Source organism: Cupriavidus sp. 86D6 (assembly GCF_057815095.1).
This window is the reverse complement of sequence record NZ_JBYPSB010000004.1, coordinates 409,211-423,672: the sequence shown is the minus strand read 5'-3', so window position 1 is coordinate 423,672 and position 14,462 is coordinate 409,211. Positions and strand designations below refer to the sequence as shown.

At 66.3% G+C, this 14,462-nt stretch carries 13 protein-coding genes; all 13 read right to left on the bottom strand.

Translation table 11 applies throughout. The features are described 5' to 3' along the window. Positions 1-291: 291 nt before the first annotated feature. The 13 genes from AC3G88_RS13045 to AC3G88_RS12985 all read right to left on the bottom strand — a co-directional run bounded on the left by AC3G88_RS13045 (position 292) and on the right by AC3G88_RS12985 (position 14,447). On the bottom strand, positions 292-1,869 hold the full coding sequence (locus tag AC3G88_RS13045; protein ID WP_023082338.1) for an ATP-binding protein: 1,578 nt from the start codon (positions 1,867-1,869) through the stop codon (positions 292-294). 304 nt (positions 1,870-2,173) lie between these two features. Further along, positions 2,174-3,784, bottom strand: coding sequence for a DNA cytosine methyltransferase (locus tag AC3G88_RS13040; protein ID WP_154355079.1), 1,611 nt, complete (start codon positions 3,782-3,784; stop codon positions 2,174-2,176). Positions 3,785-4,318: 534 nt separating this feature from the next. Beyond that, positions 4,319-6,331 carry a DNA topoisomerase III gene (locus AC3G88_RS13035; protein WP_023082340.1) on the bottom strand — a complete coding sequence of 671 codons (2,013 nt, stop codon included), beginning with the start codon at positions 6,329-6,331 and terminating at the stop codon, positions 4,319-4,321. Positions 6,332-6,605: 274 nt separating this feature from the next. Then, the gene (locus AC3G88_RS13030; RefSeq protein WP_023082341.1) at positions 6,606-7,058 is read right to left on the bottom strand and encodes a single-stranded DNA-binding protein; all 453 of its coding nucleotides are present in this window, start codon (positions 7,056-7,058) and stop codon (positions 6,606-6,608) included. Positions 7,059-7,131: 73 nt separating this feature from the next. Then, positions 7,132-7,659, bottom strand: coding sequence for a DUF3158 family protein (locus tag AC3G88_RS13025; RefSeq protein ID WP_023082342.1), 528 nt, complete (start codon positions 7,657-7,659; stop codon positions 7,132-7,134). Further along, entirely contained in the window at positions 7,656-8,438 is a 783-nt protein-coding gene (locus AC3G88_RS13020; RefSeq protein ID WP_023082343.1) for a PFL_4669 family integrating conjugative element protein, read from the bottom strand. Before AC3G88_RS13020 ends, AC3G88_RS13025 begins: the two co-directional genes overlap by 4 nt. 315 nt (positions 8,439-8,753) lie before the next feature. Then, on the bottom strand, positions 8,754-10,004 hold the full coding sequence (locus tag AC3G88_RS13015; RefSeq protein ID WP_023082344.1) for an STY4528 family pathogenicity island replication protein: 1,251 nt from the start codon (positions 10,002-10,004) through the stop codon (positions 8,754-8,756). 3 nt (positions 10,005-10,007) lie between these two features. Next, complete coding sequence (locus AC3G88_RS13010; RefSeq protein ID WP_023082345.1) at positions 10,008-10,568, bottom strand: DUF2857 domain-containing protein; 561 nt, start codon at positions 10,566-10,568, stop codon at positions 10,008-10,010. A gap of 15 nt (positions 10,569-10,583) precedes the next feature. After that, positions 10,584-12,218: a ParB family protein gene (locus tag AC3G88_RS13005; protein ID WP_023082346.1), complete on the bottom strand. Its 1,635-nt coding sequence runs from the start codon at positions 12,216-12,218 to the stop codon at positions 10,584-10,586. Then, a complete protein-coding gene (locus AC3G88_RS13000; RefSeq protein ID WP_023082347.1) occupies positions 12,211-12,459 on the bottom strand; it encodes a hypothetical protein in 249 nt (82 codons plus the stop codon). The genes AC3G88_RS13005 and AC3G88_RS13000 overlap by 8 nt, the downstream gene beginning before the upstream one ends. After that, complete coding sequence (locus AC3G88_RS12995) at positions 12,443-13,318, bottom strand: ParA family protein (RefSeq protein WP_023082348.1); 876 nt, start codon at positions 13,316-13,318, stop codon at positions 12,443-12,445. Before AC3G88_RS12995 ends, AC3G88_RS13000 begins: the two co-directional genes overlap by 17 nt. A 42-nt stretch (positions 13,319-13,360) precedes the next feature. Next, a complete protein-coding gene (locus tag AC3G88_RS12990) occupies positions 13,361-13,573 on the bottom strand; it encodes an AlpA family transcriptional regulator (protein WP_023082349.1) in 213 nt (70 codons plus the stop codon). Between the two features lie 118 nt (positions 13,574-13,691). After that, on the bottom strand, positions 13,692-14,447 hold the full coding sequence (locus AC3G88_RS12985; RefSeq protein WP_023082350.1) for a hypothetical protein: 756 nt from the start codon (positions 14,445-14,447) through the stop codon (positions 13,692-13,694). Between the last annotated feature and the right edge of the window lie 15 nt (positions 14,448-14,462).

Sequence of the window (14,462 nt, the reverse complement as noted above, 5' to 3'; positions counted from 1 at the left end):
CGCCCCTGATGGGATGTGGCGACCATCCCGTGGGTTGGAGAAAGGAGGCATCGGTGCCCCGGTGGGCAGCGTTCGCCGGTGAGATGCCGAGGCGAACTGGCGGGTGGCGTGGGGGGAACCCACGGCAGCCTGGCCACCCTGGCTGCGGGCATGGGCGCTGCGTCGGCAGCGACACATGCGAGGGAGCATCGGCGCTGCGCTGGCGTGCGTCATCCGGCAATCTGGATTCGTCGCCACCGGATTGCCGCGCCCCAAGAAAAAAAGCTCCCCGGAGGGAGCTGAAAGGGAGGATCACTGCACGCTCGCGAGCTTGCCCTCGGCGTCGAAGCTCAGGCACACGGCGGCACCCGCGAGCTTGGGCTGCTGGGTGTATCGCCAGGACCTGGGCAGCAGTTCCTCGATGGCGCGGGCGGGCGAATCCGAGCAGCCGACCGCGATGAACGTGGCGATGGTCTGCGCATCCGCATCCTCGCGACCTTGGTCGTAGCGGTCATCGAAGATGTAGTCGGACAAGAGCCTGGTGACGTCTCCCGCATGAGGCGTCACGTAGAGCCTGCCATGCCTGCGGATGGCAGCCACCGCATACTCGCGGGTGTCTCCGCCAAAGCTGGCGGACAAGGTTCCGACCAAGGTGACACCGATGATGTCGCCGTTGAATGGCAGGCTGTCATCCACGTGCAGCACTTCGCCGTGGTGGATGCCGACCTGATCCGGGTCTGCGTAGTGCAGCAAGTCGCGCAGCCAGTGGTCACCATCGAGGCGGTGCTCCTCCAGCAGAAAAGCCTGTCTGGCCGCCAGATAGACCTCGGCGGTCGGCACATCATCATCGTCTTCGGCGTCGATGGACCAGACACCGACCTCTTGGAGCGCTTCCCGAGCGACAACGCCCTCGGCGTGATGGCGATCCCAGTGCCTGGCCCAGTGGCTGCGAAAGCCTGGCGGCTCATGGGTCCAGTCGCGGAACCAACTGCGCGGCGCGAAGGGAATGCTGCTGAGCAGATCAGCGTTCGATGAGGACAGGCACGTGGATGCGTACAGCATCACGAACTCGGCACCGGACAGTCGCTCCTTGGCTTCGATCAACGCCTGACGGAAGGCCTGCGCGACCGCAGCCTGGATGCGCTTGCCGTCCTCTTCCTCGTGGAGCAGATGCTGGCGATCCGGCGGGCGGGCGATCATGTCATCGCGCAGCACCACGATCTGGTGCCGTTGCGAAGAGGGCCATCTTCCGATGGGAAGCCCTTGGAGGTAGCAGCGGTACTGTGACTGCGCTCCTTCCAGGTCGATGAGAACCCGGCCGACGTCCGTGTCCCGCCAGGCCAGAGCTGGCCGGGACAGCGGGCGCTCGACCTCCGCGCCGTTCAATGTCACGCGGACGGGGAAGGCTTCGCACAGCCGCACCAGTTGCTGCGCGACCCACTGGGACAGTGTCGGGCCCTTGTAGGGAGGCTCGACACCGCACAAGCGGATCTCGGTGCCGACGCGCGCTGGCGCGGCGATGACGTCGATGTCCTCGCCGTTGATGATCGCGGCGGTGGTGGCGCGAAAGGCCATGTCCAGCGAATGCACGCGCAGGCTGCGCGCGAAGTACAGCGTGGAGAGGATGCCGATGCCGAAGGGGTTTTCCCGGGCCTTCAGTTCCTCGTTCCAGCCGGATTCGGCGATGCAGATGAGGGTCTGGAGGTTGGCGATACCTTCGCCGTCGTCGCTGACGGTGAGTGTGTCGCCTTCGGTGGTGATGTGGATGTGGCGGGCCTTTGCGCGCCGGGCGTTCTGTAGCAGCTCGCCCAGCATTGAGGCTTGGGTGAACGCATGGCGAAAAGTTTCGATCAGGCGGTTCTGGTTCGTCTGTAGACGGATGGTGCTCATGGCATGGTTCCTTGGATGAGGTGGTGCACCGGTCAGGCGCGGGGATGAAGCGGCGCACGCCGAAGCCCGCCGCGATGGCGTGCTGGGCGGCAATGGCCGGTCTAAGGGAAATGGGCGGATGGCCCGTTGGAGAAGCAGCACCAACGCCCGGGGCGGGCGCGTGTCCGCGGCACGGTGCGATGCGGACAAGGAGGTCGGCGCGGGAGAATCCGCGGCGCAGCCTGAAAGACCGTGGCTGCTGGCAATGCCGATGCTTCGGCTATGCAGGAATGAGAGTGGCGTCAACCGCCGCTGTCGTCGTGCATCAATCCGAATCGGTTGAACCCGTCTTGTGCAGGCACTGCACCAGCCGCTGGCCCAGCCATGCCATGCACGAGACGGCCATGGAGTTGCCGATCGCCTTGTAGCGCGGGGCGTCCGCTGCGGGCTTGCCGCGGTACGGGATCAGCGTGTAGTCGTCGGGCATGCCTTGCAGCCGCTCACACTCCACGGGCATCAGCCGCCGCACCCGCCAGTGCGACCAGTCGCCGGGGCCGGGGTCGTTCCAGTCGTAGCGGAAATGCGCCTCGAAGTCGGGGGCCAGCACATGGGGCTTGTCCGCGCCGCCGCCGCTGGTGCGCAGTGCGGCCGCTACACTGCCGCCCAACTCGAAGGCCAGTCCCTTGGCGCGACCACGCAGCGCGACACTGAGCACCATGGGCCGGCCCTGGCCCGGCTTGCCGCCGCCCGTGGAAAGCGTTCCGGCGAGCTGGCCGTGACCGGATTCGAGCCGCAGTTCACCACGGGAGTTTTGCGCGAAAGCGACGGCTGGCACCACACCCGCATTCGCGTGGCTGTTGCGGTGCCCACCAGCGCGCAGCGTCGGCGCCTGGTTCGCCATCGCATCCGCACCGCTGCCCTGGGCGGTGAAGGCGATGATTGGAACACCCTTGCCGGTGCCGTCTTCGCTGCTGCCCTTGCCGCCGTTTGCGGTGCTGAGCGTGTGGGTGATGTTGCCTGCGATGGACTGCGCGAGGAAAGTTTCGACCTCGAAGTCGTTCTTCGGACCAGGCGCGGCGGTCAGGCAAGCGGCCACGTCGATGGGACCGGCCGTATTGCCCCCCCCAAACCCGAAAGTCATGGTGACCGGACCATAGGGCTGCTTCAATCCGGCGTAGCCGCCTGCTGCTGCAGCGCCATGTCCAGCAGTGCGGGAAGCGTCTTGCCACGGCGAGCAGCCCGGCGAAGAATCCCCGTGCAGGCCTGCGCGCTCAAAAAGTACTTCTGCGGGATCGAGGTCATTTCCACCACTTGCCACAAGAAACACGCGCTTGCGGCGTTGGGCGACACCGAAATATTGCGCGTCGAGCACGCGCCACGCGATGCGGCGGCAGGGTCCAGACACATAACCAGCGTGCGCCCACCGATCCCCTGGCGGCTGGAGCGCACGGCTTTCTCCGGCCAATGCGCCGAGGAAATGACCGAAGGCATTGCTGCGGTCGTTGAGGACGCCCGGGACGTTTTCCCAGACGAGCGTTGCCGCCGGGCGGCGGTCTTGGCGGCGGGTTTGGTCGATGGCATTGGCAAGCTCCACATAGGCAAGGGTCAAGGCACCGCGCGGGTCATCCAGCCCACGGCGCGCACCGGCCACGCTGAACGACTGGCACGGCGTGCCGCCGACCAGGATGTCGGGCGCTGGCACGGTGCCGGCGCGCACCTGGCGGGCGATCGCGGTCATGTCGCCCAGGTTGGGCACGCGGGGATAGCGGTGGGCGAGCACGGCGCTCGGGAACGGCTCGATTTCGGCGAACCACGCGGCTTCGAGGCCGAGGGGTTGCCAGGCGAGGCTCACGGCCTCGATGCCGCTGCACACGCTGCCGTACAGCAGTGGCGCGGCCTGGGGCGCACCGCGTGGGGTGCGAGGTTGCGGGTTCATGTCGGGTCTCCTGTTCGTGTGGCCCTGGACCGTGTGGTCGGGCCGGACGTTGATCGGCAGGAGAAAGGCGCCGAAGGCCGTGTGGCCTCCGGCTCGGGAGGACGGAACCACCCGTGGGCTGTTGCAGGCCCGGTCGTCGCTAGAACCGTCTGCTGTCAGCAATCGCACCCGGCGCATGTCGTGGTTGGCGCCGGCATCTTCTGGCGCACATCCGCGCACAAAAGGAGCCCAGTTTTTCGCCGTTGGGCACGGCATCGAATACCGCTGACCGCAAAGGGTCTCCGGGTGGCTCGCAGGCTGGCAAGCCATCGGGGGACCCTTCGCAGAGGCGGAAAAATGCAGATCAGCAGAACGCGCCAGGAAAACCCGGACATGGTTCGTGGAGAAGCTGCCTTCAGGTCCCGCAGCCGGGGACGGCTGGGCGGGACGCGCACACGGACAGGAGAAGGCGTTGCGCGCTGGGCGTCCCGCAGGGCATGCGGGACATGGGCCACGCCTTTGAGGACGGGCGTGGCTCTCGGGGAGCGGGGTCGGTCAGGATGCTTTGCGGCCGCTACTGCGCGGGCGCGAGGCACCGCGCTTGGACGCGCCGGTTTCGACCGGCAGCGTGCCTTTGCAGTCGGGGTAGCGACTGCACGACCAGAAGGGGCCAGTCTTGCCGGTGCGCTGGCGAGTCGGTGCGCCGCACTGCGGGCAAGTGGGTCCCTGGGGAACCTTGATGGACAGCGAGGTGCTGCCGTACTGCGCGATCAGCTGCGAAATCCATGCGGCCTGCTTGCCGATGAAGGTGTCCAGCGTAAGCTGTCCGGCCTCGATCATGTCGAGCGCCTGCTCCCACACGGCGGTGGTTCCGGGATCGGCAATCGCCGCGGGCACGGCGTCGATCAGCGTGAACGCCGCATCCGATGCGCGAATGGAGCGTCCTTTCTTCACGAGATAACCCCGCGTCAGCAGGCTGGTGATGATGTTGGCGCGCGTGGCTTCGGTGCCGATGCCTGTCGTGTCCTTCAACTTCTGTTTCAAGCGCGGATCGGTCACGAAGCGCGCCACGCCTTTCATCGACTTGACAAGTTCGCCCTGCGTGTAGGGCTTGGGCGGCATCGTCTTGAGCGCCTTGATCTCAACCTCGGCCACTTGGCATGCCAGGCCCTCGCGCAATGCGGGCAGCACCTGGCTGCGCGCCGTGGCTTCACCGTCCTCGTCCGCTTGCGGCTCGGCCAGCACCAGGCGCCAGCCCTTGACGACCACCTGCTTTCCGGTGGCCGCCACCTTCTGTTGGCCGCAGGACAGCTCGGCGACCGTGCGGTCGAACTCGTGGTGGGGGAGGAACTGCGCGAGGTAGTGCGCCCGGATGAACCGGTACACCGCCAGTTCCTTCTCGCTCATCGCAGAGAGGTTCGCGGGTTCGAGCGTCGGGATGATGCCGTGGTGCGCCGTGACCTTGCCGTCGTTCCAGGCGCGTGAGCGCTGGGAGCGGTCGAGCTGGCCCATGATGGGATGCAGCGAAGGGTCGGTCTTGAGCAAGCTGTCCAGGACCGTGGACACCTCGGCGAACATGCTTTCAGGCAGGTAGCCGGAATCCGAACGCGGGTACGTCGTGGCCTTGTGCGTCTCGTACAAGGCCTGCGCGATTTCAAGTGTCTCTTGAACATCCAGCCCAAGCTGCTTGGAACAGACCTCCTGAAGCGTTCCCAGGTCGAATAGCAGCGGCGGACCTTCGCGCACGCGCTCTGTCTCGACCGATACCACCTGGGCGCTGCCCGCAGTGCGGATCTGTTGCGCGGCCTGCTGGGCGACCGGCTGCTGCAGGCAGCGGCCGGCATCGTCGGTGCAGCCATCGGGCGGAACCCACTGCGCGCTGAAAACCTGTCCACCTGCGGACAGCGACACGTCGATGGCCCAGAACGGCACAGACTTGAAGGCCCCGATCTCGCGGTCGCGGTCCACGACGAGCTTGAGCGTCGGAGTCTGGACGCGCCCGACCGACAGCACGCCGTCGTAGCCTGCCTGCCGGCCCAGCACGGTGAACAACCGGCTGAGGTTCATGCCCACCAGCCAGTCGGCGCGCGAGCGCGCCAGCGCCGAGTAGTACATCGGCAGCGTGTCGGACGACGGCCGCAACTTGGCGAGCGCGGTGCGAATCGACGCATCGTTGAGCGCCGACAGCCATAGCCGCTCGATAGGGCCGCGGTAGCCGCACAGGTCGATGATCTCGCGGGCGATCAACTCGCCCTCGCGGTCGGCATCGGTGGCGATGACCAGATGGGTCGCCTTCGCCAGAAGCGCCTTGACGACCTTGAATTGCGTGGCGGTCTTCGGTTTGACCTCGACCCGCCACTGCTGGGGAACGATGGGCAACTGCTCCAGCGACCAGCGCTTGAGCGCCGCGTCATAGACCTCGGGGGCTGCCGCTTCTACGAGATGGCCGATGCACCAGGTGACGGTGACGCCGGAGCCGCTGAGACAGCCTTCACCGCGCTGCGTCGCGCCGAGAATCCGGCCAATGTCTTTGCCCTGGGAGGGCTTCTCGCACAAGAACAGCCGCATGTCCGTCCATCCGATTTCCGTGGTTGATTGAGTTGCTGGAATCGAGGATGCCGAGCACCACCAGGTACAGCAGCAAACAAGCCGCATGCGGTGGCGACCACTTTCACGGGATGGGATGGCGGGGTCGGGAGTGGCGTGCAGCCGGGAGCGTGGTGGCCGGGAGCCGCGATTTTTTGCGGGAGCGTGAAAGCCGGTGGACGTTGATGGAGCTATCCCCAGGGGATAGCTCGCGAGGACACAGGGCGACGAACGACTGCCGTCGCCCCATGCCGGGTCACTTCCTGCGCTTCGGCTCCTTCGGCGTGGTCGGGTCCTGGGAGGCCTGGGGTTTCGGCTGCGCCTCCTGCGCGGTCTCCTGCTGCCTGGGGCTGAGGGTCACGGACTCGATGCGGAACGGCAGGATGCCGACGCTGCGCGCGTTGATCTGCCAAGTCTCGCGCGGCTGATCCTCGTTGTCCGTCCAGGGTTCGCGCTCCATGCGGCCGACGACCAGCACGCGCATGCCCTTCTGGTAGAGGTCCTTCCAGTGCGCCGCGTCGCGGTGCCAGATTTCCACCGGTGCCCAGAAGCCGCCGCGATCCTCGAAGTCGCCGCCCTTGGTGGGGACGGGGTTGTCGAAATACACGTTCAGCCGCAGCAAGCGCCGCGGCTCGTCGTTGCCGTTGGGGAACTCCCGGTACTCAGGGGGCGAACCGATGTTGCCCTCGCCAGAAAAATGCGTGCTCATGTTGCAATCTCCGTGGTGGTTGAAATACCCGCACCTGGTCGGTGACGGGCGCGTGCTGGGTTGCCCGGCGCGATCACCGATCGAGCAGCGCGGGTGGCGTGGACTTGAGCCGGCGCAGGTAGGCGTCTTCCGCCTCGGTGGCCTTGCTGGCGCACTCCTGGGCCTGCCTGCCCAAGGTGTGCAACAGGCTGATCTGCATGTTGAGCGTGATGCGCTGAAACTCGATGGCGTACAGGTCGGCCAGCAGGTTGACGGGTGTGCTTGTGCTCGCCATCAGCTCCTGCCACAGGGCCACGCCCATGGCCGACCTGTCGTGCTTGCGCCAGCGCAGAAAGGTCGTACCTGCGCCAGTGGTCTGCTGGGCCAGCTCGATGGGGAGCAGGTGGAAGGGATGCCCGACGGCCTGTGGCAGCACCTGTCGCTGCGCCAAGCCAATCAACTCGTCGCGCATGGCGAAGCACTGGCTGGCCCAGGCCTCCAAGTCCCCTTTACCTTTAAAAGGCTTTAAAAGGCCTTTTTGAGAGCCTGCGTGTTCCAGCCGCATGAAGGCGGTCTGTTGCAGGGGGCGGAAGTAGCGGGTGTCGCGGTTCGGGTCGCTCATGCCTGCGCGTCCTCGCCCGCGGTGGCCTCGGGTGTCTCGGTGGTGGTGGCCTCGTCGCTGGGCGATGCGGCTGCGGCAGGACCGTCACCGCGCTGCTGCAGGCCACGGCGCACGATGGGCGGCGCGAACTTCGAGCGGCGCGTGCCTTCCAGCACGTCCTGCGGCAGTTCGCCGAATTTCTCCAGCGCCGCACGCGCTGCGGCGTTCTTCGCGGCGAAGTCGTCGCGGGTGCAGCCCGAGTAGCGGTACTGCTGGGCCAGCGAGAACAGGCTGCGCAGTGCATGTGCGCCTTCGTTGAGCCAGCGTTCGAGCGTCGAGCGATCGATCAGCGCGGTGTGGTGAGCGAGGATCAGCTTGCGGGCGATGTCGTCGTAATCGGCCAGCAGATACACGGCAGCAAAGCCCAACTGCGCATTGACGAACAGCGGCAGCTTGACGGGCTGCACGTTGAGGTTTTCTCCCAGGGTCAGTGCCGGCGGCACGCTCGCCAGGGCCTGGTCCACCTGCTCGCGCAGCGATTGCAGCGTGGCCTTGGTCTGGTCGAGCTTGTCTTCGATGCGCAGCATCCAGAAGTCGCTGTACGGGTCGTCCTGCTCCGAGCCGCGCCGCATCTTGTTCATCTGGGCGATGTAGCCGTTCAGGCCGACGATGCCCGGTCGCCCCTCGGCGGCGGCGCGGCCGTGCCAGATGCGCGAGGCGTGGTGCGTGTGCAGCGTCAGCGACATCGCGCTGCGCAAGGAGCCGAGATTCAGTTGCAAGGGTTCGTTGGTCGTTGCCATGGTGTCCGCTCGTTGTTGGAAAAGAGCGGCCAGCTTCGGCAGGAAGCGGAAGGCAGTCAGTCAACAAACCGAAACCCGCCAATCCCCGGTTCAGGGCGTGGCGGTCGAATGCGTCGCGAGCTATCCCCAGGGGATAGCTCCATGGAGCGCCAAGGAACGCTGCACGCCCGGCTCAGCCCGGATAAGGCCGCTCCCGCCGCAGGCGATCGGAGCCCGGCGTGCAGCGGTTCGACGTGTAGCCGTCAGTAGAACTATCCCCAGGGGATAGCTCTACTGGAAGCCACTGGCATCCACTTCACCGCCTTGCAGGCCCGCTCACTTGCTAGCGAGCAGGTTGCGCAGCCGCTCGATGTGCTGCCTGGCGACTTCTGGCGGCACCGGCTTGCCCTGCGGCTGGGATGTTGGCGGTGCCGGTGGTGGCCGCTCATTCGGCGGAGCGTGTGCCGATGGCGCGTCTTTCTTGGCCCAGGCGTTGAACTCGCCATGGATGGCCCGCTGGATGATGCCGAACAGATACCCCGCAGGATTGCGGATGCCATGGCTGCTGCATCGTGTAGCCCATTCGTCCAGCACGGCCTGCCTCAGCGCGGCATCGACCTGCTGCAATGCCACCCGCGCACCTGTCTGCTGCTCTGCCTTCAGTTCCGCGAAGCGTTTGGGCCATTGCAGGTCGCCCAGCGCGCGCGCCTGCGCCTGTGCCTGCGCGGTAGTACGTACTTCATTAATACGACTACTACGTACTGTACGGGCCTGCTTCGGATTCCGAAGAGAGGCGTCTGATGTGGGTTTCGACCCTGCTTCGGATTCCGAAGTGGGGTCATCAGGATTCCGAAGAAGGCTCGTCACCCCTTCTTCGGATTCGTGCGTGGCGTCCTCCTGTGGATAACTTTCGTGCGCCCCGACGCCCTGGCTGGCGAGGCGCTCGGCCAGGACTTGCAGCCTCGACGGCAGGGTGCGCCCGGCCAGCATCGGGTCTTCGCCGATTTCCTTGAGGGTGTGCAGGCCCACGATCTGCACGGCTTTGGCCGAATGGCCGAGCGCCTGGCTGACGAGTTGCAGGTAGTCCGGGTCGAGCTGCATCGCTTCAAAGGGGGTCAGCGGCTCGTCGTGCAGGACATAGAGGTTGCCGAGGATGCGGCCGGTCTTGGCGTCGCGCCGTCGCCGCACCAGGCTCAGCCATCGGGTCAGCCGCAGCAGCGTCAGGGCCCGCGCCACGGTTTCGTGCGAGGCCTGTCCAGCGCAGGGCATCGAGGCCAGCCAGGGCCGCAACTGCTCGTAGGTGGGGAATGCGGTCACGCCGTCGTCGTTGAGCATCAGCCGGAACACCTGCCAGGCGTTGCGCTCCAGCGGCGTCAGGCGGCGGTCGAGGAACAGCCGCCGCGGCACGGTCTCATGCCGGTTGCCGCTGAAGAGGAACGCATCGCCGGACGCTGCTGGTATCGCAGATGACAGCGCTGGTATGGGCGTGGGCAGGCTGGACTTGGGCGCAAGGTCTTTCAGCGCCGCGTCGAACAGGTCAGCGAGTGCGACGGGGCCATGGCGTGGTGTGGTGTCGTCCACAGCCATGGCTCAACCCAGTCCCTGATCGACCCACGACTTGATCGCGGCCCAGACCACCGACAGGGGCAGATCCATGCCTTCGGCGAGATCCATGGCCGCGTCGAGAATCGAGGTCTCGTCCTCCAGGTCCACATTCCTGCTGCTGGTGATGGCTTTCCAGCGCCGCCACAGTTCGACGTCCTGCTTCTCGTCCAGGACAGGGTGACGCCCCTTGCGCTTGGGCAGGCCCAGCACCTCACGGCGCAGGGCGACTTCCTGATGGGTCAGGCCATAGAAGCGGCTGACCATCTCCGTGCTGGCCCCCAGGCGCAACATGCGATCGACGGTCGCGATTTCCTTCTCCACGTCCTGCGCCTGCGCGAGCAGACGCCGGAGCACCTCGCGGTTCACGGACACGGAACACCACGAGACATTGGCGTTGGCAAGCACGCTCACCATGGCGGGATGCTTGAGCGCATCCAGCTCGGCCTCGCTGAAGCCCATCGCCTTGCAGCGGCGCAGTTGGCCGTTGCGCAGGTCGTAGAGCGCCTGGGCGATGACGGCTTGATTGAGCGGATGCGGTGCGGACATGCTGGTCTCCTTCCTTCACGCCCCAGGGCCTGCGGCACCGGATTCCAGGTCCAGCAGGCGCCGGGCCAAACGCAGCAATCGGAACAGCTTGACCAGCGCGGTGTCGCTCAATCGCCGGTTCGCATCGCCTTGGCCGTGCAGCAGCGCCGGCAGCTCGGCGGCAAGCTGCCGGCTGTCCAGATCGGCATCGGTGAAGCTCTGACCAGCCAGGCTCGCCAGCAATGCCAGCACGGCGCGGCCCTGTGGTGATGGGGGCTGCGCGCTGGCATGGCATGCGAAGCCCACACCGTCCGCGCGGTCCTCGATGCACTGATCGAGGCCTGCCTCGCCGGCGATCTCCCGTGCGAACTGCGCGATGTGGATGCGCAGGCGATCGGGCGTGTCCAGCCCCGCGTCGATGTGCCAGACGTCGGAAATCGGGTAGAGACCGCCTGCCTGGACGGGAATGGACTGCAAGACATTGGCCGAGAAATCGGGCAGCGCATCCCCCAGCTCGTCGGCGACCATCCGCTGAATGGATTGCAACCGCTCCGTCGTCGGTGCAGGCGAAACGATGTGCCCCTGCAGCAGATCGCCAGGAGCAGCCACGGGGCTTCCTGCGAGCGAGCCGTTCGTCCCCGAGCCGCCCTCGCGTTCGCGCGCCCCATTCGTAGCCGTCGGCGTTGGGGCCGATGGGGCTGGTGCCGCAGGCGGGCGTGCCATGGTGCCAGGCTCAGGCAGCGCGGGCGGTGCCGTTGGTGGGGTCGGGTCGCTGACCAGGGCGCGATGGCGGCTTTCGGATTCAGTGAGGTCAAGCGCCAGTACGTCGTAGTCGATGCCGAGCAGTTCGGACATCTGGCCGATCAGCTCGTCCTGTACGCGCTGGGGGGCGAACTCGTCGGCCTGCGTATCGAACTGCGACAGCACCTCCTGAAAGAAGTCATCGAAGTCCTGCACCAGCGTGCGGCCCTTGGCGTAGCGCTCCCACGCGAGCATGCAGGCCTTGCGCATGACCGACAGGCGTTCGACCTGGTGGCGGCCGAGCCCGCCATAGAGCACGGTCGGGATCGCCGGCAGGAGGTAGCGCACCGCGTCGTTCATCCGGCTGATGTGCGATTGCTGGACCGGGAAGCCATCGGCGGCCAGGCGGCGGGCCAGTTCGGACTGGCTCAGGGCGGCGCCGCTTTCCTGCTCGTAGAACTCGCGCGCCTTCTCGACGCCGAGGGCGCGCTCGATGAACGTCAGGCCCCCGCGCAATTCGTTCTCGGCCAGGTGGCCGGTCAGCATCACGACTTCGCCGCGGCTGGGCCACGGCCGGAACAGGCACGATATGCGGAAGAACCGCTCGTCCTTGGTCTCCGACCACAGTTCGCGCAGGATCGCCAGGCGTGTGTTGCCGCCGTTGCGGATGATGTAGTGCTCCTCGCCCGGGCGCCGGGTGATCGCCGGCGCCGCGTCCAGGCCGCGCTCGCGGATGGACGACTTGATGTCCTCGTAGGCCGGGTTGCGCTTCTTCCTAGGATCGTGGTCGTAGGGGCGCAACTGGTCCAGGGTCACGACCATGGGCGTGTCGGCGATCGGGTCGCTCAAGGCCGAGGTGGACGGGCCGCTGCGCTCGAACCCGGCCGCGAGCAGCTTGCCGGCCATCTGCTGGGAGGTCATTTCAGCCATTGCGGCCTCCCTGCGCTCGGGACCGGGCCTCGCGCTCGGCGCGGCGGATCTGCGCGCGGGCGTTGAGCGCCGCCCGGTGGTCGCTGGCCGTCGAACTGGTGTAGATCGCGGCGCAGCCTGCCTTGGTGAATTTGAGGTGGCCGCCTGGCGTGCGCTTGACGTGCCAGCCCTCTCCGACGGCGAACTCGATCAGGGCGCGCAGCCGCTTGTGGCCTCGGGCCAGTTCATGTGCGTTCGCCACGGGGCCTCCCGGTATCAAGAGGAAATGGCGGGCGGCCGGACACCGTGGTAAATCGGTGCTGCCATTGCGGGAACAGTTCGCCAGCGAGGCCGCGCATGGTGTCGAGCGCGGCGGGGGCGACTCTGCCCGGTGGCTGGCGGTACTCGACCCGATGCACCGGCAGGCCGCGCGTCGCGGCGCGCGGATAGGCTTCGATGGCCGGCACGTCGGTGGCCAGCACGCGGATGCCGGTGTGGTCCTGGAACAGGTCGCGCAGGGCCTGCTGGATCAGCCGGGCGTTCGCCGACACCGGGTGGACCCGGTTGATGAGCAGATGCAGCGGCGGCGGCTCGATGCCCAGGTGCCGGTACGGCGCGATGTCCTCCAGCAACTGCATGGTGCCGCGCCGCAGCTCTCGGGCGGCGAGAATTTCCGGGGTCACGGGTGACAGCGCGAGATCGGAGGCGAGCACTGCCATCTCCAGCGTCACCGAGCGCGCGCCCTGGGTGTCGATCAGCACCAGGTCGTAGAGGGGAGCCAGTGCCGGCAGCAGGTGCCGTAGTCGCAGGCGTCCGTCCGGCGCATGCAGCAACAAGGTGTTCAGCTCGCCCCGGTGGTCGTTGGACAGCACCAGATCCAGGCCTGTGATGATCGTGCGGGACACGAGCTGGCCGAGGTCGCGCTCGTTGAAGGCCAGCAACTCATAGATGCCGCCGGGCGCGCGCTGGAGCAACTCGTAGTAGGACGACAACGTGGGCTGCACGTCGAGATCCAGCAGCAGCACGCGCAGCCCTGCATCTGCAGCGAGCCCCCCTAGATTGGCGGCCGTGGTGGTCTTGCCCACGCCACCTTTCGTTGAAATGATGGATACGACCTGCATGGCGTTCTCCGTGTGAGGATGAAAAGTCCGCTGGAGAACGGGTCAGGCCCGGTTGTTGACGCGCTCGGCGATCCACTGATCGATTTCGATGGAGTCCCAGCCGACGGCGCGCACGCCCAGGCGCAGCGCCTGCGGGAATTGGCGCTTCCTCATCAGGTTGTAGATGTGGGCGCGTTTGAAGCCGGACTTCGCTTCGACTTCTTCCAGCCGCAGGATGCGGCGCTCGTTCGGTGGCAGTACAGGTGTTTGCGACATGGCGGTCACTCCTGAACGCTTAGTGGCGTTTGTTGGCGTGACCTCTATTCAATAGACACGGCTGCGGAAAGACATTGCAAATGCAATATCCGTGACTGCACATACAAGCTAGAAGACCTCAGAGGGTGGCGCTATGCAGCCGGCGCCTGGCTGTGGCGAACTTGCCGTTCAATGTCCGCTCAGCGATCCCCATGACACCACTGTGATGGGCAACCATTGCGCTGACGACGGCCTCCTGCGTCTTGAAGCTGGAGTACGGCGTGCCCGAAGGCGACTGGCCGAGCATCAGCTCCAGCATGCCCCCGATGATGTTCAGATAAGTGGCTTCGGCCCGATCACTGATCGGGCACTGCGAGCATGCCGGAATGACTGTGGATTGCTTGAGCAGCGCGTCGTGCTTGTCTTGCAACTCGCGGAGTTGGCGCTTGGATTGCTCCAAGGCGGACTTCAGGGCGAGCCGTTCGACCAGCATGGCTTGCCCCGTTTCCAGCGTGATGAAGGGATGGGCGATGCGCTCGCTACGGCAGAAGAGAAAGCCGGGTCGCTGCTCGGGGTAGTGCTGACGCATCCAGCGCTTCAAGTCGATATGGCGAACCGTAAGGTCAGGGCAGTCGATCAGTGCGATGTCGCGTACCGTGATGCCGTTCTGCCCGAAGGGCAGTTCCCCATTGAGGATGCCGTCGTATATGCGGTCCGTGTACAGCCGCAGTTCGCCCCAGCGCGGGCAGTCCAGCGACTGTGGCAGATTCCTTGGCGACGAAATCGAGGCAAGGATCACCTGCTCGTATCGCAGCAGACCGGCCCAGCGGATGGAGGCTTCGATCGGGCGGTAGAACACCTTTGATGTGGGTGCATCATTCTTGCTCTCGTGCATGCTTGGTCTCCTTCC